11 protein-coding genes and 8 pseudogenes are annotated in these 20,342 nt (G+C 43.4%); 12 read left to right on the forward strand and 7 right to left on the reverse strand.

The window, feature by feature from the left end; all coding sequences use genetic code 11:
- Position 1: 1 nt before the first annotated feature.
- Positions 2-2,789: pseudogene (gene plsB / locus TT11_RS13520) on the reverse strand (glycerol-3-phosphate 1-O-acyltransferase PlsB).
- 247 nt (positions 2,790-3,036) lie between these two features.
- Here plsB and ybaK point away from each other — a divergent pair.
- A pseudogene (gene ybaK / locus TT11_RS13525) lies at positions 3,037-3,526 on the forward strand (Cys-tRNA(Pro) deacylase).
- Positions 3,527-3,730: 204 nt separating this feature from the next.
- The gene (locus TT11_RS13530; protein ID WP_261870833.1) at positions 3,731-4,105 is read left to right on the forward strand and encodes a 5-carboxymethyl-2-hydroxymuconate Delta-isomerase; all 375 of its coding nucleotides are present in this window, start codon (positions 3,731-3,733) and stop codon (positions 4,103-4,105) included.
- A gap of 114 nt (positions 4,106-4,219) precedes the next feature.
- Here the strand turns inward: TT11_RS13530 and TT11_RS13535 are convergent.
- Positions 4,220-6,036: pseudogene (locus TT11_RS13535) on the reverse strand (acyl-CoA dehydrogenase C-terminal domain-containing protein).
- 418 nt (positions 6,037-6,454) lie between these two features.
- On the opposite strand from TT11_RS13535, the gene TT11_RS13540 reads away from it, so the two are divergent.
- Entirely contained in the window at positions 6,455-7,540 is a 1,086-nt protein-coding gene (locus TT11_RS13540; RefSeq protein ID WP_261870834.1) for an FUSC family protein, read from the forward strand.
- A 32-nt stretch (positions 7,541-7,572) separates the two neighbouring features.
- Here TT11_RS13540 and aroE read toward each other — a convergent pair.
- Positions 7,573-8,437 (reverse strand): annotated as a pseudogene (gene aroE, locus TT11_RS13545) (shikimate dehydrogenase).
- A 489-nt stretch (positions 8,438-8,926) separates the two neighbouring features.
- Here aroE and TT11_RS13550 point away from each other — a divergent pair.
- The 3 genes from TT11_RS13550 to TT11_RS13560 are packed head-to-tail and all read left to right on the forward strand — an operon-like array spanning position 8,927 to position 10,586.
- Positions 8,927-9,442, forward strand: a complete 516-nt coding sequence (locus tag TT11_RS13550) for a hypothetical protein (RefSeq protein WP_261870835.1) — start codon at positions 8,927-8,929, stop codon at positions 9,440-9,442.
- Entirely contained in the window at positions 9,432-9,590 is a 159-nt protein-coding gene (locus TT11_RS13555; RefSeq protein WP_261870836.1) for a hypothetical protein, read from the forward strand. Before TT11_RS13550 ends, TT11_RS13555 begins: the two co-directional genes overlap by 11 nt.
- 3 nt (positions 9,591-9,593) lie before the next feature.
- Positions 9,594-10,586 (forward strand): aminotransferase class IV, encoded by a 993-nt coding sequence (locus TT11_RS13560; protein WP_261870837.1) that lies wholly within the window; start codon positions 9,594-9,596, stop codon positions 10,584-10,586.
- Positions 10,587-10,589: 3 nt separating this feature from the next.
- Here the strand turns inward: TT11_RS13560 and TT11_RS13565 are convergent, their stop codons facing one another.
- Positions 10,590-10,712, reverse strand: coding sequence for a DpnD/PcfM family protein (locus TT11_RS13565; RefSeq protein ID WP_261870838.1), 123 nt, complete (start codon positions 10,710-10,712; stop codon positions 10,590-10,592).
- Between the two features lie 217 nt (positions 10,713-10,929).
- On the opposite strand from TT11_RS13565, the gene TT11_RS13570 reads away from it, so the two are divergent.
- Positions 10,930-11,496 (forward strand): hypothetical protein, encoded by a 567-nt coding sequence (locus TT11_RS13570; protein WP_201606892.1) that lies wholly within the window; start codon positions 10,930-10,932, stop codon positions 11,494-11,496.
- Positions 11,497-11,824: 328 nt separating this feature from the next.
- Positions 11,825-12,229 carry a hypothetical protein gene (locus TT11_RS13575; RefSeq protein WP_261870839.1) on the forward strand — a complete coding sequence of 135 codons (405 nt, stop codon included), beginning with the start codon at positions 11,825-11,827 and terminating at the stop codon, positions 12,227-12,229.
- A gap of 87 nt (positions 12,230-12,316) precedes the next feature.
- Here the strand turns inward: TT11_RS13575 and TT11_RS13580 are convergent, their stop codons facing one another.
- The gene (locus TT11_RS13580; protein WP_261870840.1) at positions 12,317-12,832 is read right to left on the reverse strand and encodes a DpnI domain-containing protein; all 516 of its coding nucleotides are present in this window, start codon (positions 12,830-12,832) and stop codon (positions 12,317-12,319) included.
- A 16-nt stretch (positions 12,833-12,848) separates the two neighbouring features.
- Positions 12,849-13,082 (reverse strand): DpnI domain-containing protein, encoded by a 234-nt coding sequence (locus TT11_RS13585; RefSeq protein WP_261870841.1) that lies wholly within the window; start codon positions 13,080-13,082, stop codon positions 12,849-12,851.
- A 462-nt stretch (positions 13,083-13,544) separates the two neighbouring features.
- Here TT11_RS13585 and mltG point away from each other — a divergent pair.
- The 3 genes and pseudogenes from mltG to tmk all read left to right on the forward strand — a co-directional run.
- A pseudogene (mltG, locus tag TT11_RS17420) lies at positions 13,545-14,258 on the forward strand (endolytic transglycosylase MltG); the annotation flags it as partial.
- 110 nt (positions 14,259-14,368) lie between these two features.
- Entirely contained in the window at positions 14,369-14,683 is a 315-nt protein-coding gene (locus TT11_RS17425; protein WP_370587856.1) for an endolytic transglycosylase MltG, read from the forward strand.
- 52 nt (positions 14,684-14,735) lie between these two features.
- Positions 14,736-15,369 (forward strand): annotated as a pseudogene (gene tmk / locus TT11_RS13595) (dTMP kinase).
- A 168-nt stretch (positions 15,370-15,537) separates the two neighbouring features.
- Here the strand turns inward: tmk and TT11_RS13605 are convergent.
- Positions 15,538-17,812 (reverse strand): annotated as a pseudogene (locus TT11_RS13605) (cation:proton antiporter).
- A gap of 946 nt (positions 17,813-18,758) precedes the next feature.
- Between TT11_RS13605 and TT11_RS13610 the strand changes: the two are divergent.
- Positions 18,759-20,124: pseudogene (locus TT11_RS13610) on the forward strand (Do family serine endopeptidase).
- Positions 20,125-20,342: the final 218 nt, after the last annotated feature.

Consider the following 20,342-nt stretch of genomic DNA (forward strand, 5'->3'; position numbering starts at 1 on the left):
ATTAACGCTTACGCCCAAATTTACGCTGTTTTTTATTACTAATCTCAGTAATGGCGTGAGTGATTTCTTCTTCGTCCAAACTAGCGACTTGCTGCAAGATTTGCATCATGTCAGGCGTTAGCACGTACTTAGCATGATGAGCAATGTCATTAATACGATGATCAAAAGTCAGTATGCCTGTTTCATCATCTTTTTGTAGATAGTCAAGACGAGTCAACGCACTGATGAAGCTGGTAAACAAGGCGCGGTCAAAAAAAGTCAGGAATATCATCTGCATAGAGCACAGACAAACGCTGCCCAAGCAAGTGACATAGGTCAACAACTTCGTTTTCAGTCAAATTACCAGAGCCTTGCTGAGCAAGTAAAGCAAGCGTCATAAAGTAACGCTCAAGGCTTTGTCCAACTGGAGTCGCAAGCACTTGCAGCTGCTGATAGTGCTTACTATTAGACTCAGGCACGCTGAGCGTATCATCACCCAATTCAACGATGAGCCATGAGACAGCAAGTTATCAACTTTCTTATTGAGCGTATCAGCTAAGCCATGTGCTGGATAATATAAGAATAGCTCACTTTGTAAGAACGGATATAGCTGCTCAGCGATACTATCGAGACGGCTGCGTTTGATACGCCCGTTGCGTGCGACTAGTGCAGACAGGAACGACAGCAAAATAAAGACATGCAAAATGTTGTTACGGAAGTAACTGAGTAACGCTGCCTGCTTACCTGCGACTTGGATGATATCGCCTAAGATATGCGGCGTACGCTCAATAAGTTTTAACTTGATACCATAATCGATGATTTCCTGTGGCGTCATATCAGTGATAACCGTATCATCTGAGTAGACCAGCTGCTGAGCCAGACCTTGGTATAAAGCGATTTGCTCACGGCAGATGTTTTCATCTAACGCAGCTTTCGGTGCTGATAGCAGAACCAATGATAATAGCGAGACAGGGGTTACTACCGCAGCTTTATTGATATGCTGCATGACTTTCACACCGATGTTATCAACCATAGCGCTGGTTTTTCATCAAGCGGCGAGTCAGTACGATCGGATGGCAAACTATTGGCTGGCACATCGAACTTTGTCATAAAATCGCTAAGATGCAACGGCGTACCAAAGCTTAAGTGCACATTACCAAAGATACGTTCGATTTTACGACCAACTTTGAGCAGCCCGATCAAAGACTCCGACTCTTTTGGTTTACCTTTTAGCTCACCGATATAAGTGCCACCTTCCATAATACGCTCGTAACCAATATAAGTTGGAATAAATACCACAGGCTTATTGGTTTGGCGTAATTGGCTATGGACGGTCATCGCTAGCATACCCATTTTTGGCGGTAGCAAGCGACCTGAACGTGAGCGACCACCTTCGATAAAGTATTCAATCGGAGTATTGCGTGTGATAAGGGTATGCATATATTCGCGCAGTACAGCAGTATACAGCGCGTTGCCACGGAAGCTACGACGAATATAAAAAGCAACGGCACCGCGTAATAGTGGGCCTAATACAGGTACATCTAAATTGTCACCTGCTGCGACATAAGGGATACTCAGGCCACGTTTGTAGATGACATAAGACAGTAATAGATAGTCGACATGGCTGCGATGACAAGCACATAAATCAGCTCATAATCGGTCGCAAGGTCACGTACTCGCTCGAAATGATGGACTTCTACGCCGTCATACAACTGCGTCCACAACCATGTCAAAAATTTATAAAAACCACGTATGATAGAATGAGAGTAGTCATTGACCATCTCATTAGCATAGCCTCTGGCCTGACTGCGAGCTTCTCGAACGCTAGTCCCTTTCTCGGCCGCTTCCATCTCAATCGCATGCTTAATAGCTGGCGAGTACACCAGTTTGTCTACCAAGTTGCGTCTATCTGATAAATCAGGGCCAAGCATACTGGCGCGCTGCTTATCTAAATAAATCGACAATTGCTGCTGCAACATACGAACCAGTTCACGATTACTATCAGCCGATGCGACTAGCGCATAGTTTGGTATCTGCGCAGCGTCAGTTGCGTCATCACTGTTAGTAGCCGTTGACTCTATATCGAGTGAATCCGTCGCTGTTAAACTTGCTTTAAGAGCATCTGTAGCAACTGAGTCAAAGGTAGCAGGTCCTTCCACGTCGCCTTTGAGATTATCATTGATAATAGTACGTAAGTCTTGCGGTGGGTGAAACTGTACAAAAGTGTCGCGGCCCATCACCCCGATATTAAATAGTTGCTTGGTAATGCTAGGGTCTTGCCAGTTGTCGGCAGTTAGTAGCTTAAATAGCGAATCTTCTTTTTCAGGTGCGCGTCCCCACAGAATCGATACGGGCACTAGACGTACCTTTAACTCCGGATATTGCAACACAGCAGACACTAAGCGGGAAAGGCGAGGAGACAGCTGGCTGTCTTTAGCACTTGGGTGATTCAAAAATATGATGGCCGCATTTTCTTTAATATTATGGGCGGCATCATTTACTCCAACCAGTGCTGGCGGTAAATTGTGCTCTTGCGTCTGCAAGTCGATCAGAATACTGTTGGAACGAGAATAGTCCTGTAATACATAAAATCTTAGCGTCTGATCATCATTGTCGAACTCAGGTAGCTCGCCTAATAACTTAGGTTTTACGGCGATATCGAGCATCTGACCTGACAGCTTACGATACAGCTGATTGATCGGTGCATTAGAATAAGGCTTAGTAGCGATTGCATTGCCATCAGTTTTAGCAGTGCCATCAGTCGCGACTGGCGCTTTAAAAATCCGTTTTTTTAAGAACTTCGGTATCATAATCAGTATCAAAAATAGTCAAATATGTTGCGCTTATGATGCCATAAAAGCCACCAAAGCGATATATAGTGTCTGTATATACTACCAATATTAATACGGTTTGGTTACGCTGTAGTGAGTGACCAATTATACAAAATGCTCAAACATTTGAAAGTTCACATGTTTAGGGTAATAATATATTTATATCACCGATGACTCATAAATATAGCGTCTATTTTTCAATTTCATTTTATTAAGCCTAAAACTTATGACTCCAGCTATCGATCTTGCCAAAAAAACGTAACCTTGATTACCAAGTACACGAATATACTCACGACAGCAATGCCGTATCGTTTGGTTTAGAAGCCGCAGAAAAACTTGGCGTAGCGGTGACACAGGTGTTTAAAACTCTAGTGGTGACCACTGATACGGGTGTACTTGCTGTGGCGATATTGCCAGTCGACAAGACACTTAACTTTAAAAAAATGGCTAAGGCGCTATCTTCTAACAAATTGCTATCTTGCAAAAAAGTACAGATGGCTGACCCCAAACAAGTAGAGCGTAGCACAGGCTATGTGTTGGGTGGCGTCAGTCCACTGGGTCAAAAAAAGCGACTAAAAACCGTGATAGATAGTACAGCTCAAGATCGGGCCACTGTCTATGTAAGTGGTGGCCGCCGCGGTCTTGAGATTGAATTGCCGCCTGCACAGTTGGCCGCGACGCTTGATGCTTGCTTTAGTGGTATTACTGATGAGTAAAATGTTATACGGTGGCTATCATCTGCCTATTACAAAATGGCCATGTCGACAATTTCGCTCAGCATATTTATGAGTAATCTATACTGGTTTCGCTTGTATTGAAGATATTTTGGCGCAAGATTATTGTAGATTGACCATAGCGATAAGGCGTAGACTTATACGCCAGCTTATCTATTATTTTTATCTACATTTAAGGACATGCTCATGCCACATTTAACCATTCAAGTAACACCCAACGTCAGTATCGCTCATGAAGAATCATTGCTCAAATCGCTAAACAAAGCATTGTGGGATAGTGGTCAGTTTAAGCTGCCTACTGATATCAAAGCACGTATTGTACCTATTAAGTCATTTCTAGTAGGTGTTGAAGACGATGAGCAGGCCAATGGATTTATTTACGTCCACCTAAAGCTGATGAGCGGACGTGATATGGCCACTCGTGACCAGTTGGCTGAGATGTTGGTTGCTACTATCGAGGAAAAAATAGGCGCAGAGCAGTCAGGACGTGCGGCATTGCAGATATGTGTAGAAGTTGAAGAGATAAGTGCGGTCTATCATAAGAAAATGCTTGGTAGCTAACAGTACTTGCCTTAAATTGCTCATTGCTGTGTATTCTGTATAAGTAGATTTTCAGTTAAGCACAAAAAAAGCGCCTAAATAATAGGCGCTTTTTTATGGCTTACTAGTACAATCTTAATCTAGGAACGAGAAGTGATCGATTTCCATTGATGTCATGCTTTCGCTTGGTGCAACCATCGCTTCTGCGTGACCAGAAGTACGTGGTAGCAACTTATCAAAGTAGAATTCAGCAGTCTGAATTTTTGCTTTGTAGAACTCTGGTGCTTCTGTGCCGCCATTTTCTAGCTTTTCATAAGCTACTGCTGCCATACGAGCCCAGTGATAACCCATCATTACGTAGCCTGAGTACATTAGGAAGTCCTCTGACGCTGCTGAGATGATTTCACGGTCTTTACGTGCCATCAACATCAAGCGTACCGTCAAGGTATTCCACTCAGCACATAGCTTGGTCAGTGCCCAAACGAATTTACGCATTTCTTTATCGAGTGCGTACTCGCCACACCATTTCATGATGCTAGAGGTATAGTCACGGATAATCTTACCTTTAGACTGTAAGATAACCTTACGACCTAGTAGATCAAGTGCTTGTACGCCAGTAGTCCCTTCGTACATCGTCGCAATACGAGCATCACGAGCGATCATCTCCATGCCCCATTCTTTGATGTAGCCGTGACCACCATAGACTTGCTGACCATGCTTAGCAGCTTCGATACCTAGCTCAGTTAAGAAGCCTTTTAGAATTGGCGTATAGAAGCCAATTTGTCGTCCCACTTTTCGAACTCTTCATCATCGCCATTGACAATACCTTGTGCCATTTTATCTGCATAACGTGCTGAATGATAAATCATTGAGCGACCGCCTTCAGCAAAGGCTTTTTGCGTCAGTAGCATACGGCGTACGTCGGCATGATGGATAATAGCATCAGCTACTTTTTCAGGATCTTTAGTACCAGATAGCGTACGCATAGAACGGCGTTCTTTGGCATATGGTAAGGCGTTTTGGAAAGACAATTCAGTATGCGCCAGACCTTGGATACCAGTACCGATACGAGCCGTGTTCATGAATGTGAACATGCTTTTAGGCCTTTATGCGGTTCGCCGATTAGATAGCCTGTTGCACCATCAAAGTTCAATACACATGTCGAAGATGCGCTGATGCCCATTTTGTGCTCAATTGAACCACAAACGACGGCATTGCGCTCGCCAGCTTCACCTTCAGCATTCGGGGTGAATTTTGGTACGATAAATAGTGAGATACCGCGCGTGCCTTCTGGTGCATTTGGTAGGCGTGCTAGGACGATATGGACGATGTTATCTGTTAAGTCATGCTCACCGCTTGAGATAAAGATTTTGGTACCGCTGATTTTATAGGTACCGTCATCTTGTGGAATGGCTTTTGATTTAACTTGACCCAAATCCGTACCACACTGTGGCTCAGTCAGACACATGGTACCTGCATGAGCCTTCGACCAACTTAGGTAAATACAGGGCTTTTTGCTCGTCAGTACCGTACTGAAGCAATGTGTTGATACAACCTGTTGATAGACCAGGATACATCGACCATGACCAGTTAGCAGTACCGATCATCTCAGATTTAATAAGGTTGATTGACGTTGGCAGATTCATACCACCGAATTCTTCAGGATATGAGATACCTTGCCAGCCGCCTTCTACGAACTGGTCATAAGCCTCTTTGAAGCCCTTTGGCGTGGTCACGACGCCATCTTCAAAATGACAGCCTTCTTCACCACCTGATTGATAGAGCGGGGCAATGACGTTTTCAGCAAAATCAGCCATACCTTGTAGAATCATGTCTACAGTTTCAGGATCAGCGTTTTCGCCGTTGTCTAAGCTTTTATAATGCGTCTGATAGTCAAATACATCATTAATCAAAAATTTGATATCACGTAAGGGGGCTTTGTAAGTTAACATAATCGCTCTCTTTGGTTAGTTCGCTATCATAAACTTATGGCGCAATATCTGAGTCACAAATTATGTAAGCGATATTTACTTATTTTAGATGAGCTAGACGTTATATTAGTCATCAAGTGAATTATTAGTGGACAGCTTTCTAGTGTATTAGTTATTAGAATGCCTTTAGTGGCGGATAGCTGTTATGGCGTTGATATGATTATAAATCTTAAACAGCGACAAATATACAACTAATAACTATTATTCATGATTAATTATGTTATTAATTCATTTTAGTTTGTATAGGTAAATTGTATCTTCGCTTGAAATTATTCTATAAAGGGTTATGTAGACTCATTTAAATTCAAAGAAAAATGGACTTATCAAATAGGAAGGCCATTTATGAGCACCTCAAAAAAAGCAACAGCGAGCCTCTTGGTTGAGCGCACTATTAACTCGTATTAAGGGGTTAATCGATGGTGAGCTGAATCATCTACTGACAGTCAATCGCAGTCAGCGACCATGGCATATGCCCATCATCGCGGCGATTGCGATTAGCTTTCCGGTGTTTGTAGGGGCTTATTTTGGTGACTTGTCTTCAGGTATTAAAGCATCGCTAGGCTCGATGATTATTCTAAACCTACCATTTGTAGGCGGGCTACCACATCGGCTAGTGACGGTCATGGCTTGGGGGTTTGCGATGATACTTAGCTTTGCACTGGGTCTGATCGCGCAGCTGTTACCAGTGCTGCGATTACCTGTGTTTATGCTGATTGGCATTAGCGTAGTGATGCTAGGTCGTTATTATCGGCAACCACCACCAGCAGGATTGTTTGTGTTGATGGCGGGTGCGATTGCGCTATTTATCCCTGTGCCGATTGATCAAGTGCTCTCAGCGATAGGGCTTGTGATATTGGGTAGTGGCTCCTCGATGTTGCTAGCGCTACTCTATAGTTTGTTGTTATTGGCGACGCGTCCAGTTGCTTCTGTACCTGTCTATGACTATCAGCCTGATATGATTAGCGATAGTCTGATCGTGGTAAGTTTCGTTAGTTTGGCGTTGGTCGTTGCTGTTCTGTTAGAGCTGCCTTATCCCTACTGGGCAGCGATGAGCTGCTTTATTATCACCCAAGGTATGCAGCTACGAACCATGTGGATCAAACAGTTGCATCGATTATTGGGTACGTTGGCTGGCATGGGCGTGGCAGGTTGGATGCTGTCTTGGGGACTATCAGGATGGGGCATCGCTATCGCGATATTATGTATGATGTTTTTGATTGAATCGTTTGTCGATCGGCATTATGGACTGGCGGTGATATTTATCACGCCGCTGACGATATTTATCGCTGAGTATGGTAGTACGATGTCAGTGCCTCCAGTCGCTGGGGACGTTATCCAAGCGCGTATGATTGATACGGCGCTCGGCTGCGTGATTGGATTGAGCGGTGGTCTGGCGATACACTCTACGCGATTGCGTGTACCGCTGCGCCGTTTTGAAAATTGGCTATTACTACGTTTTAGTTAATAGGGTAGAGCTTTGCAAAGACTTTTCTTTGATTAACTGTTTTTATTTAGCGCTGTTGTCGCTTGTGCGACATCGATAGTATGCCCAGTCCAACGCTCAAAACTTAAAGCAGCTTGACCGATAAGCATACCGTAGCCTTCAGAGGTCTGTGCGCCGCGAGCGGCAAAATGTTGTAAAAACGGTAGCGGACGACCATACATCATGTCGTAAGCGTACTGACAGTTTAGAGTATCATCTAGCGGCAACGTATCACCTGATAAACCAATAGAGGTGGCATTAATGATGATATCAAAAGAGCCACTGAGTTCATTGGTCGCGCAAACCTCGATATTTTGGTCATCAATCACTGAGCTGGCCGCACTGAGCTCATTTACCAAATCAGCTGCCTTAGACACGGTGCGATTGGCAATCGTGAGAGAGCCAATACCCGCTTCAAATAATGGCAATATTACGCCACGAGCTGCACCGCCTGCACCTATTAGCGCCACACGAGCATCGGTCAGCGGCCAGTCCATACTCATAATGTGATTGATAAGTCCTTGCCCATCCGTATTATCACCGTAGAGTGCCTCTGTGATTGGTGCGCCGCTTTCTAATAGTGCTTTGTTCAACAGTAACGTATTGACCGCGCCTGCCGTCTTGGCATGTTCTGATAAACCACCACGCGCCGCGCAGCAGTCATAAGCAACTTGTTTAAAAGGAACCGTCACGTTAGCGCCCGCACCGCCACCGCAAAAAAAACGCCTCAACGACAGCCGTAAAACTGGCGGCATCATCAGGACAGTACTGACGCTGATAGCTAATATCAATCCCTGCTTGGATAGCAAACTGCTCATGAATCTCAGGAGATTTACTATGGGCGATTGGATTGCCAATAACGATAAAATGTTGGGTCATAAATAGTCCGCTGGCTAGAGAATAAAAATACTATCAAAGAAGCAATAAGTGGCGCTCAATCATCATAAGGGATAACGCTATGATTGACAAACCAAGAGGCTACCACCAATAGATTATTAGAAAGTGACAGTGTTAATCAGAGGCGGCCTTATCGCTTTTGAAAATAAATTATGACATTGAAGCAAACATACGCAAAACAAGCGCAAGCAGATTTCTACTTTCTACTAAAGAGAAGGTCGTTTTGGTACGTTATATATTTAACAAATCTGTACTCTCGGGGAGTGCTCCGCGTAACGTAAAAGGTAGTCAAGTGCTGAGCAGTTGGGTAAACTATAAAATATGGAAACCTATATCAATATGCTGTAATGACTGCTAGATTATAATGTTTGTGAAATATGCTCTTTATTGAAACTATTCGTTATCAGCGGCGTTCCTGCCAGCTCGTTAATATTATTTCGAGATCAATCTAAAAGTGTGAGTAAATTATCCATGTGGAATCCTAACCTACAGACCCTTCTAGTCGGTATGATAATGGCAGTTAGTGTGACGCTCAGTGGCTGTGACAGCACCAAAGAAGATGCTCCAAATCCAGATGCTGAAACCACTGAGCAGGTAACAACGAATGAGCCAGTACAGGACAGCGCAAACAATCCTGACCTAGACGGTGCCACTGCTCAGCAAGGCACGCCAGTGAGATATGATGTCGCAGCATGGGGTACGGATAAGGTTGAGTCGCTCGCTGTAGATGAGTTAGATAGTATACAATCGGTGTTTGGCGAAGTGATGAGTACTGACGAAAACAGCCTAGACTATGCCAGTAATCCAGCGGCAAAATATCGCTTTATGAAAACGGACGCGCCTTATCTAGATATCATCGACTCTGAAAAATATCTAGAGCTAGGCTGGTACTATGCCAATCCTACTGATACAGACAAAGAAAAAGAGCTGAGCCAAAACCACGCCAAAAAAAGCCTATCAGTTATCGCGTCAATTGATGGGCGATGATGGCGGAAAAATGGTTGCTGATATGCTCAATAGCCAAATCATCAAAAATAGAATCGTCGGTGGACAAAAAATAGAGCTGGCAAAATGCGAGTTTTATAGCTGCATGCTGGTTATCAATAAAGCCGCCGCTCAAACAGACAATAGCTAAATCATGACCGATATGACGTCAGTGCCAAACGGCTGGGTGTGTCTGTATCCACAAGTCAGCAGTGTGACCGAAGATGATAGGGCAACCAGCCAAACGGTAACCATGTCTCTAGATAATCGTGGGCTGGCATACGCTGATGGCTTCTTTACTACCATGGGCGTCATTGATGGGTGGATACTATGGTCAGATTATCATTATCAGCGGCTTGTCTCTCATGCTGAAGCCTTGCAGCTAAACATAAATAGCGAAGAGCTATTAGCAGTACTGCAGCTGTATGCCCAGCAGTTAGAGCAGGGCATGCTAAAGCTAATAGTTACTCGCGCTGCGCAGAATGTACGCGGTTATGGCTATGCACCTAGTGCAGATGGTAGCGACTGTGAAATATGGTTAAAGGCTACCGCAATGCAAGTTTCTACGGCGCTGCAATTGTCTTTGCCTAATGGGAGCTTGATACCTATCCAACCTAATGCCTCGGCAATATGTTTGGCTTCTCAGATTGCTTGCTTACCGCCACCGCTGGCAGGTCTCAAGAGCCTTAATCGTTTAGACAATGTCCTCGCTAGTGGTGAGCTACAGCGGATAAAAGCTGAGCCATTGGCATCAAAGCTTGCTTCAACACTTGGTGAAGGTCTGCTACGCGATATGAGTGGGCAGTGGGTTGAGGGTACGATGAGTAATGTATTCTATCAATTGGCAGAAGAGCCACTATCAGAATCCAAAACTACCTCTAGTATTCATAAAGATGATGAAAACTACCTAACCACTGGTCAGTGGTACGCGCCTTCCATGGATCAATCGGGCGTCGCTGGCGTCATGCGTCAGGTAATTATAGATGCACTATCCACGACGCAGTATCCAGTCATAATCAGGTCGCTACGAGATGAGGATTTACCTAAAGTAACGCAGTTATTCTTTTGCAATGCACTGCGCGGTATCATGCCAATGAGCAGTCTGACGTTATTGTCAGGTGATGTTGTGGATTTTCGATCGTTTTAGCTATTATTGAAAAATATTGAATTTGGTATCAATAAAATCATCTGGATATAAAACCACTTTCTCACTTCTATACATTTCTTGCGCTTTCAAAAGGGCACTTTGCTCATCTTCTGCGACAACATCCACGATAGTCTTAATGTTTCGACAATTTCAATTTGAAAGGTTTGTGCTGACTTCTCATTTTTTTCTATTATATTCACGCTCGGTTCTCATATATCACTTCAGTCATTTATAGCAAGTAGATTAGCAAAAGCCCTCAAAAGAAGTGATCGTCTTTTGTTACGTGGTCTTGTGTCTTAAAGCAAATCGATCAATGCTGCTTATCTAATAAGGAGATAAGCCAATGTACGAAGTTTATGAAGATGAAAGTATCCCGCTACAAATCCGTCGTTTGATGGTTTTTGATGAAATCTGTAAATTAGCGAAGAAAGAACCTGATGAAATTATTCATTTATCAAAATTTACTCAGTTATCACTCGGAGTTATGTATCTAAAGGATTTCAAGAAATTTATAGCCTTTGGTGGTGTGTTTGAGTATGCACAAACACCCGAAGAAGTTATTGAGCAACGTATTCGCATTTTTCCTAACGACGAGCCAGTAAAGTGTGCGCTGACTGTTAATCTAAAGCAGTTTACTCGCCCAGCTAGTACACCTATACAATTAGTGTGGTATTGGAATAAATATGTAAAGAATAGAATGCATGCTTATGTTGACTATCGTGAAGAAGTTTTTTTTCGGATAAATGATGAAATTGATTCGGATTACCCACCGCATAAGTTTCATGACCGTCTAGTTGCGACAGCTCGTCTGCCACTATGGGATGATAGAGATGAGTTAATTGCAGATGTATACCGTGACAATCAAGGCGAACCTAGACCTGAACGTTATAATGAAAGGCGTCTGTTATAATTCGAAATAATTACTATGTTATACGAAACTCATAATTAAGTTACTACTTATAGTTATAGCTGCTAATAAATTTTAGCGGCTATAATATTATGATCTTGATACTGTGTTTATATGACGTATTAGCCTTCTTACATAAATCACCACTAGCCTTTGTGGCTCCGTCAATTGAAGTTAATGCACTGGTACTTTCGCAAGAAGTCTATTGAGTGATGCATATCTCCAATAACGTTCTTCATAATTGATCGTCTTTTGTTAATGAGTATTGCGTACTGATGTTAATCGATCAATGATTGCATTCTATCCAATACTATCTAACAGGGGATAATAAATGCGTACTACCTATGAAGATCAACGAATTCCACTACAAATCAGACGCTTGATGATATTCAATAAAGTTTGCGGTGCAGCGAAAAGAAATCCTGATGAAATGATTCACTTACCTTGTTATTCACAGATAGCATTTAGTATTGTTTATTCTAAGAAAGATAGAAAATACACAGCATTTGGGAGTGTGTTTAAGTATGCGCATACCCGTCAAGAAGTCATTGAACAAGGTTTAGATAAGCAGTTTCATGAAGATACTGTGATGTGTGCAATCACAACCGAAAGACAAGCTTTTACTAAAGCTTCTCGCACTCCGTTAGGGCTGCTAATGAGCTGGAATAAACAGGTAAAAAAATCGAGCTTATACCTGTCTCGATGGCAATGTGAAACACTTTTTCAAAGTAAATGATGAGCTAGAGCTAGATTACCCTCCTCATAAGTTTTACGGTCGTTTGGTTGCTGCCAAAGGTTTACCATTATGGGATGATAAGTGTTCTTAGTATAATTTTTGATAGTGACCACGGCTTACAAATTCAATGATGCCTTTATCTCGTAGTACTTGTAACTGTTGGCGAATTTTATCTTTTACGTGGTTGTTTTCAGGATGTTTGAGCTGCAGTTCACTAGCAAAAGCATAAACTTGATTGAGAGAAAAACTGACATCGAGACGGTCGATACATTGCCAGACATCGAGTGTCCAACCGCGTGAAGCCATAGATTGCTTGCGTAAAAACAAAGTCTTTTGGAACTGTTGGGTAACGCTTTCACGCGGTATAGCTTGTTGGTCTTTGACCAAAAATACTTTGCCTGATTCGGGTACGTGGCGTAAGTCAATATTGCAACCAACCCAACCTGCTCGTTTTGCCGTCACTGATAAGGGTTTACGCTTAACAATAATATCGGGTGTAAAGAAATGCTTGGGAATAATCAGAAAATTGTTGACGGTGTATTCTTTTGAGTAGGTTAAAAAGAAAAAGCTGGGATTGTTCTTACTATTGATACGCTCAATCATCGTCTTATAAGCGCCATCATTGACAACATTGCTTAACTTGGCTTTTTTTACTTTTTAGCTCATATTGCTCATTACAATTTTCGCAATAAAAATCAGCGACAGGTTTGTTATTAGCAAACTCAGCTAGCGATTGGGCGCTACAATTGGTGCAGTAACTATTTTCTTTTACCCATGCTTCGCTGAGTACACGAACTTTTTGAGGTTCAGAGTGATAGTTTTTAGCAAGACTTTGGTTAAAATGTAGGTTCATAAGATATTTTCATTATTAATAGATAAACTGAGAATACTGAAAAAAAACGCCTAAGTATTAAGCCATATAAACGACCATCAATAGCAAGATAATTCATAAGCTAAGCAAATACCATTGAAAATCGCACGGTTCAGTGCTAAATTCTAGCAAACATCTGCCTCGCGAGTTGCCATGAGCAAGCCTACACCTAATATACCACCTGAACGTCCCAATGAGTCGCCGTCAAACAAACAAGATGGCACAGTCGAGGAGCGTGTCGATACCACGCTACCGGACGCGCAACCAGTGGTAGATGAGGTGGAAGACACATCAGCAACGTCAACAACGCCAGCAACCAACGTCTCGCTCATCAGCGGCAACAGTAAACCGCGCCAATATAAAGTCAATAACCCATCGTTTTTTATGCAACGCGGCTATCAAGTGCTGCTAGTATTGGGGCTTATTGCCGCATTTTTCTTGGTCATGGTTTATCAGACGTTGTTTGGGCGTATCGAGCAGCCGCAGCAAATGGTCACGATTGAGCCAGGTCAGACGTATTATGGTCTACTACCGCAGTGGCAGCAGCAGATTCCGTTGTTTTCGGCAGGCGTGGCCAAGCTATATATCAAATCACAAGTCGATGCGCCGTTGCATGCTGGTACGTATAAACTACCCGAAAACCCGACTATCGCTGAGGCGCTACAGATACTAGGTCAAGGCGCAAAAGCAGCCATGGTCAAGGTACAGATCATCGAAGGTAAGACATCTAAAGACCTTTATCAAGCGCTGCGTGATAATGACAAAATCGAAAAAGAAGTACTGACCGCAGATAGTGACAATGCCAGTATCGCCCAAGCATTGGATTTGACAGGTATATTGCCAGACAGTGTGGCTAATAGCAGTGACCCGATTGTTAACTATAATCTTGAAGGTTGGTTCGCGCCTGATACCTACTATTACGGTGAAGGAACCAGCGATAAAAAAGTACTGACTGACTTGTATAAGCGTCAGCAGCAGGTACTGACTGATGCGTGGGAAAATCGTGCGCCGAATCTGCCTTATAAGAGTCCATATGAAGCGCTAGTCATGGCGTCTATTATCGAAAAAGAGACCAGCGTTGCTGATGAACGTCCTTTAGTTTCTGCCGTGTTTAGAAACCGTTTGAATAAAAACATGCGTATGCAGACGGACCCGACCATCATCTATGGTATGGGTAGTCGTTATGATGGCAATATCCGCCGCAAAGACATCAATGAAAAAAAACGTCTTATAACACCTACCAAATTGATGGTTTACCGCCAACGCCAATTGCGCTACCATCAGCGGCCTCTATCGAAGCGACCTTACATCCTGCCGATAGTGAAGCATTGTATTTTGTGGCAACGGGCAATGGCGGGCACAAATTTACCAATAGCTTGGCTGAGCACAACCAAGCGGTAAAAGACTATCTCAGTGTCATGCGTGAGAAAAAAATCTCAAACGCCGCCGCAGTAAATAACCTCTTAATCTTCTCACAAAACTTATCGTTTATTGAGTGCTACAAAGTAGAGGTAGCGCTCATCAATGACATAAGGTCATATCATGTCAGTATCTATGCACACCAGCGCAACACCGTCACATAGCAGCACGCCAGCATCGAATCTACCTGAATCAAGTGCTTCAAATACAGCACCTATCTTAGGACGCTTTATTAGTTTTGAAGGAACTGAAGGCGTGGGCAAAACCACCGCGATTGAACAGTTGTGTTTGCGCTTAGAAGCTAATGGCATCTCGTATCTGCGTACTCGTGAGCCGGGTGGTAGTCCATTTGCCGAGCAATTGCGTGACATATTATTAGATCCGGCGACTGATATCGAAGACGATACCGAGCTGCTGCTATTGTTTGCGGCGCGCTGTGATCATATGCAGCAAGTCATTCTACCAGCGCTCCAAAATGGTACTTGGGTGATATGTGATAGATTTACCGATTCTACTATTGCGTATCAGGGCTTTGGGCGTGCGTATGGCGACGAGCTGGTACGCGGCAAAATCGATATGCTTATCAAACAATTTGTGACGCAGCTTCCTGAGCTGACATTGTGGTTGGATTTGCCAGTAGCAGAGGGCATGAAGCGTGCCAACAAGCGCAGTGCAGCAGATCGTTTTGAGCAGCAAGCTACCGAGTTTTTTTACCTGGGTGCATACTGGTTTTAGTCAACTTGCGAGCGAGTATCCTGAGCGCATACAGCGTATTGATGCATCGGGCAGTACGGATGATGTGAGTGCGCGTATATGGCAGACTGTTATGGACAGATTCGATATTAAATAATTAAATTTTGCCAAGTAGATTTATAAGGCAGTTAGATGTATCGATAGTTAGCTAGCCAGTTAGCCAGTCAGTTAGTTAGCACCAATAAAAAGCCCCAGCATATTGTTGGGGCTTTTTGTTAAGGTAAATCTTTTATCTTTAAGTCAATAAAGCAGATAACTATGCACGTTATTTGTCATCTATTTTATCTACTTTTATACCCTCAGTAGTCGCGATAGAGGCGTCGCTATCCTGAGCAGAGTCAGGTAGACGACTTGGGTCAAGTGCCCCTTTTTTTGTTTTTAGGCGCACTACCATTGCCATTACTGTTCGTAGAGGTTTTGGTCTTCGAAGTCGCTGTCGAATTTGCAGACATGACGCCTTTATTAGCCATATTAGTAGCAGACGTTTTTGGCTCTTCTACTGGCTCACTTTTCTCTACGGTAGTGCTAGAAGGTGACTTAGTCTCGGTGCTACTGCTTTGGGTAGCTGATGACTGATTAGCAGTGTTTTGCCCATCACTTTTGTCACTATCTACCGAAGGCTCTGGCGCTGCTGTCTGGCTATCGTCAGGGCTAGGCTCCTGCTCTTTGCGCTTTTCAGGTGCTTTTGAGTTTGACTCAAAGTTAGCATCAGCTGCCATGCGAGCCTGCTCTTGTTTAGGCGTTACATCGACTGGCTTCGGCTGTACTTCATCGTCTACCACTAGCGATATAAGCTTGCGGTCACGAGGGACAGTACCGTCAAACTTATCAGTGATAACGTGCAGTTTGCCTTCTTTGTCGACGGTATATAGCGGTACGAACTGCTTATTATCCGCTTTATACTGCTCAAAGCTATAGCTATCCGTGATATTGGTAATCTTAATTCGAGCTTTTTTTGGACAGCATACTGGCAAGCTTGGTATAGGTCACATCTTTGCCAAACAGCCACTGTGAATGGAAGTTCGATTGCTTGTCATCACGCTCGCTTTTGACTTTTTCATCACTGAATTTAAGTCGGTACAGCTTACGCTCACCAAATTCATGACGATAATGAATCTCGGACAATGTATTCATTTCTTTGTCCATACTCATCGCAAACAGACGACCAATACCGATTAGATCCAGATGATGATCTGCGTGATCAGAGATGGGATTACCAAAGTAAGTACGCAGACCGCTCATGCGTGCGCGTGCAATATTGGTGTAGTTATTATGCGCAACGATGACGTCGAAGCCTTGGTCTTTGAGAGAGGTAGCAATCAATAACGTAATTGGGTTTGAGCCAACGATAAGAATACCATTGGTCTCAGGCTCACGTACGCCTAGTAGATTACCGACGACTTTTGCACCCAGACCCTGAATCATGACCGTACCGATGATAACCATAAATACGAGAGGTACAAGTAGCTCAACGCCTTGGATATCATACTCTTGCAAACGAATCGCAAACAGTGATGAGATGGCAGCAGCGACGATACCACGTGGGCCAATCCAGCTAATCATCAGCTTTTCATTGGTCTTAAGGTTCGAGCCGATAGCCGATGCCCAGACCGATAGTGGACGTGCCACAAACATCACGATAGCGAGCAGCACTAGCCCTGCAAAACCAACGCTGAGCAAGCTTGCCAACTCTACACGCGCCGCCAGAATAATGAACAGCACTGAAATCAGCAGAATGGTCAACGACTCATTGAACTCTAAAATCGTCTCACGGGGGAATTTTGGCCAGTTCGCCAATGCCACGCCCAGTACTGTGACGGTCAATAGACCTGACTCATGCTCTAGGTGATTCGATATTGAAAATAAGACCAGTACAAATGCTAGAGTAAACACATTACGCAAAAACTCAGGAATCATATGACGACGCATAAGGAACGCAAGTAACCAAGCGCCCGCCATACCCATTGCAGTCGCCAATACGACAATCTTAGCAAACAGTAGAATACTACTGCTTCGCCGCCTGAGATAATGTACTCATAGACCAATACCACAGCGATAGCGCCGATTGGGTCAATGATAATACCTTCCCACTTCAAGATGTTGGAAATGGTTTTGTTAGGGCGTACACTACGCAGCAGTGGCATAATGACCGTTGGACCAGTCACACAGACTAGCGCACCGAAGAGTAGAGCAATCAATGGATCGACATCAAATAGTAAATAAGTCGATAGTGCCACGATAGCAATGGTAATCAGTACACCGACCGATACCAGCATCTGTACCACGGTACCATGTTGCTTAATCTCATCGAACTCTAGCGTTAGCGATCCTTCAAATAGGATAATCGCTACGCCCAAAGAGATGAAAGGAAACATCAGCTCGCCTAATACCAAATCTGGGTCAAATACACCCAGCACTGGCCCGACGATAATACCAATCAGTAATAAAAATAAAATGGATGGTTGCTTTAAATACCAAGCCAACCATTGGGCGGCAATGCCAATCCCAACCACGCCGGATAGCAAAAGGGCGGTATCCATAAATTAATCCTTTTATAATCTTGTCATATTTTATATCTATCGATAGCTGTTATAAGATAGTCGCTACCGTTTATTTAACAATAAGTTGTTATCCGTTTCTGTTGTAGCTAAGCCATCGCACTGATAGCCATCATGAATCACAACATAAGCTAGATATGATATAACTACTATAAAGTAGCAAAGACAAAAGCGTTTCTAGATAAATCACAATACGCTAGAAATGCAAAAGATGGAAAACAAGAGTGATGATAGCCAGTTTATAAACCTGCAATAAACAGTCTTATATACAAGCTAACTTTTGTTTGTTTAGTAAAATATTTGGTTTGACATCATACCATGATTTTATTTCAAGCTGATGTAAGCCGTACCTGCTAAAAAGCTATGTCACGGCCATAAAAGTATACGAAGCCCATATGAAATAACGCTGCCTTGGGTTATCCTGCACTATGCAAAAAGCTTCAGCATAATACTTCAAGTTTTTATTTATCATACAGTAGCTGCGTTGGGCATGCACGTCGCGCACAGGATAATAGTGTTAGCGCCATGAAATGTCATATACTGATTGCTGACATGGTTTATTTTTATAAGACACTATTAACCATCTTCTAAAGACAGGCACTCTATAAATATTCAAGTAATGAGTAGTGATAAAAATAAGCGTAAAGTAACGGCTAAAGAGCTATGACAATAGGTTCAAATAAAAGTGCTGCGCCGCATAAATAGACAAGATAAATAGATAAAAGAATATAATTCACCAAATAGTAACGAATAGGGCATGCCGCTTGGTGTAGTCGCTATCGCTGACAATCATAACGTGGCTGTTAATAACAGCGCTTACTCATATGGAGGACACAAAATGCCTATCAATATGTTCAAAGGACGGACCACTGCCAATATGCAGCAATGGTTACAACGTAGTGCGCTGGCACTCGCTGTTAGTACCGTTATGTTCGCTAGTATTAATGTCACGACGATAAACAGTGCTCAGGCTGCAGTCACTACGGCTGATTTCTCTGGTTTGGTGCAACAAGTCACGCCAGCAGTGGCACGCGTCAATGTCACCAAAACGATTAGTGAGGCCGAGCTTGCTAAAGCTCAGACTGCTGAAGTATTGCGTCAGTTCTTTGGTGATCGTCTACGTATTCCTGATCGAGTCGCGACGCCAGCGATTGAACATGCTTATGGTACGGCCTTTTTTTATTACCTCCAATGGATATATGCTGACCAATCATCATGTCATAGCAGGTGCGGACAAAATCACTGTGACGCTCAATGATAGAACCGAGCTTGATGCAACTTTGGTCGGTAGTGACGAGCGCTCAGATGTGGCCGTGCTAAAAGTTGAGGGCAGCCAATTTCCAGCCCTGCCTATTGGCGACTCCAGCGGTCTAAAAGTAGGAGAGCCAGTATTGGCAATTGGTTCGCCATTTGGTTTTGACTATTCAGCCTCTGCTGGTATTGTCAGTGCCAAGTCGCGTAGTTTTTCGCGTGAGACGAGCGTACCATTTATCCAAACGGATGTAGCACTAAACCCTGGTAATTCTGGCGGGCCACTATTTAACCAGCGCGGCGAAGTGATTGGTATCAATTCGCGTATTTTTAGTGGTACTGGCGGTTATATGGGTCTGTCATTCTCTATCCCTATTGACGCTGCCATGGATATTTATGAGCAGCTAAAAAATGATGGTGAAGTGGCGCGTGCATATCTAGGAATTTATCCACAAGATATCGATCGCAATCTGGCCGAGGCTTATAATTTAGAGCGCCCTCAAGGTGCCTTACTGACTCGTGTATCACCAGATTCACCGGCACAAAAATCAGGCCTAAAACCTGGTGACATCATTTTGCAATACAATGACGTACAAATCATGGAGGCATCTGATTTGCTGAACTTGCTCAATCGAGCGCGTCCAAGCGACTCCTTCCGTGCACGGATTCAGCGCAATGGTAAGCAGATGGTGATTAACGGTAAGCTCGCTTATGCGCCTAATGATGTAAGAGCACAGAGCGGTGATGAGCAAAATGATGATGTACAGTTGGGCTTGCGTTTACGCGACTTGACGACGGATGAACAAGCAGAAATCGCTGTCGATAATAAAACGGGCATATTGGTTACCACAGTGGATCCTACTGGACTGGCCGCGCGCTCAGGTATTCTGGCAGGTGATGTCATCACTAACTTTCATCAAAAGCCGATCGAAACAGTGGCAGACTTTTCAGGTGCTATCTCATCTCTTCCTAAAAAAGGCGTGGTCACTATAGAAGTTATACGTCAAGGCATTCCTGCTATTATTGGGCTACGTATTGAGTAAGTATCATGATTAAAGCGTGACTGTTAATGTGGCTAATAATGTAACTCAGATTACGGTACAGAGTATAAAGGCAGCGCGCACGTCAATAATTGTGCTTGTCTATCATAGAGGTCGACCTCTATAATGTTTGGTTTTTTATCAAACAGCTAAGAGTAAGACCTCAACAGCAATCCATTCGTTAAGTGAGTTATTGATCAATCAATAGGCTCTAAGGTGGG

Source organism: Psychrobacter sp. JCM 18901 (assembly GCF_000586435.1).
Classification (GTDB): Bacteria; Pseudomonadota; Gammaproteobacteria; order Pseudomonadales; family Moraxellaceae; genus Psychrobacter.